This is a genomic window from Streptomyces sparsus (assembly GCF_054776295.1).
Genome location: NZ_BAAHCA010000912.1, coordinates 1 through 1,960, shown reverse-complemented (window position 1 = coordinate 1,960; position 1,960 = coordinate 1). Strand labels below are relative to the sequence as shown.

The 1,960-nt window shown below is 73.8% G+C and carries 2 protein-coding genes and 1 pseudogene; all 3 read right to left on the bottom strand.

Annotated elements, in window-relative coordinates:
- Positions 1-239 precede the first annotated feature (239 nt).
- The gene (locus ACYVE9_RS24845; RefSeq protein WP_461030138.1) at positions 240-932 is read right to left on the bottom strand and encodes a demethylmenaquinone methyltransferase; all 693 of its coding nucleotides are present in this window, start codon (positions 930-932) and stop codon (positions 240-242) included.
- A gap of 96 nt (positions 933-1,028) precedes the next feature.
- Complete coding sequence (locus ACYVE9_RS24840) at positions 1,029-1,544, bottom strand: imidazolonepropionase-like domain-containing protein (protein WP_461030137.1); 516 nt, start codon at positions 1,542-1,544, stop codon at positions 1,029-1,031.
- A gap of 16 nt (positions 1,545-1,560) precedes the next feature.
- A pseudogene (locus ACYVE9_RS24835) lies at positions 1,561-1,960 on the bottom strand (dehypoxanthine futalosine cyclase); the annotation flags it as partial.

Genomic DNA, 1,960 nt, shown 5'->3' with positions numbered 1-1,960 from the left:
CCGGCTGCGGCGGAACGGCCGCACGCCGCACAGCGGGCCTGGCCCGTCAACGGGTCCCCGCATCCGGGGCAGCGCGTCGGCACGGCGACACTGTCGCACAACCCGCTTCGGGCGGGTAACTCGCGGGCCTGTTCCGGCCGGACGGGCACGGAAGCGGGCACGGGAACGGGCACGGCAGGGGCCAGGCCCTGCTCCGAAGAACCGGGCGGGTCAGGCCCTGCTCCGGAGGCCGGGACGGGTCAGGCCTTGCGTCCGCGGTGCAGCGCGACGATGCCGCCGGTGAGGTCCCGCCAGGCGACCTTCGCCCAGCCGGCCTGCTGCAACCTGCGGGCCAGGGCGGGCTGGTCCGGCCAGGCCCGGATGGACTCGGCCAGGTACACGTAGGCGTCCGGGTTGGACGACACCGCTTCCGCGACGGGCGGCAGCGCCCGCATCAGGTACTCGGTGTAGACGGTCCGGAACGGCGTCCAGGTGGGGTGGCTGAACTCGCAGATCACCAGGCGGCCCCCGGGCCGGGTGACGCGCAGCATCTCGCGCAGCGCCGCGTCGGTGTCCTGCACGTTGCGCAGGCCGAAGGAGATGGTGACGGCGTCGAAGGTGTCGCTGCGGAACGGCAACCGGGTGGCGTCACCGGCCGTGAACGGCATCCACGGCAGCCGCTTCTTGCCCTCGCGCAGCATGCCGGTGCTGAAGTCGCAGGGCACGGTGAACGCGCCGGCCGCGGCGAACGGCTCCGAGGAGGTGCCCGTTCCGGCGGCGAGGTCCAGTACCCGTTCCCCGGGCCGGGCGCCGACGGCCCGGGCCACGGCCTTGCGCCACACCCGGTCCATGCCGAGGGAGAGCACGTCGTTGGTGAGGTCGTACTTGGCGGCTACGCCGTCGAACATCGCGGCGACTTCGTGCGGCTGCTTGTGCATCGATGCGCGGGTCACGAGGGCCATTCTTCACCTCCGGCGGAGACGGGACGCACCGGGTGGTGTTCCCTCCTCCGGACGCCGCCCCCGGACGGGTGCCGGTGGGATGGAGGGTCAGCGGGCGCGGTAGACCAGGCGGCCGGCGATCACCGTCACCAGGCAGCGGCCGTCGGCGGCCGTCACCGTGAAGTCCGCGCGCCCTCCGGCCGCCAGCTCCGGCTGCCGTGGGGACGTCCAGACCACCAGCCCGGACCGCCGGACCGCGGTACGCACCTCGGGACGGGTGAACGGTCCGACCAGGGCCGTCACACCCCGGCCGAGCAGCCGCTGCACGCCGCGGCGGGCGCTGTGCCCCCAGCGGGTGCCCTTGAGGTCCAACGCGTCGAGGGCCGGACCGGTGAGCGGCTCGGTGCCGAGTACGTCGGCCTCCCGGGGGTCGGGGTGGTACGCGTGCTCCAGCAGCGTCACCGCGTCGTCCGCGCAGCGGCCGGCCGAGACGGTGCCCTGCCACTCGCGGACCCGCGCCGACGGGTGCGCGGCACGCAGCTCCGGCGCCGGGCCGAGCGCCGTCACCCGGTCGTCCGACACCGCCAACGCGGTGCCGGACGTGGGCAGGTGCAGGGTCAGCAACGGAACCCGTCCGGCGTCACTCGGCGTCGACGAGCTTCAGCTCGGGGTGCGCGGTCCCGCCCGCGATCGCGGTGGACGACAGGTGCGAGACGACCTTGTCGTCGACCGGGTCGTTCGCCGGGTCGTCGTGCACCACCAGGTGCTCGTACGTGGTGGCGCGCTGCGCGGGGACCCGGCCGGCGGACCGGATCAGGTGCAGCAGCTCCATCCGGTTCGAGCGGTGCTTGGCACCCGCGGAGGAGACCACGTTCTCCTCCAGCATCACCGAGCCGAGGTCGTCCGCGCCGTAGTGCAGGGTCAGCTGGCCGACGTCCTTGCCGACCGTCAGCCAGGAGCCCTGGATGTGCGCGACGTTGTCCAGGAACAGGCGTGCGACGGCGATCAGTCGCAGGTACTCGAAGAGTGTGGCCTGGGTG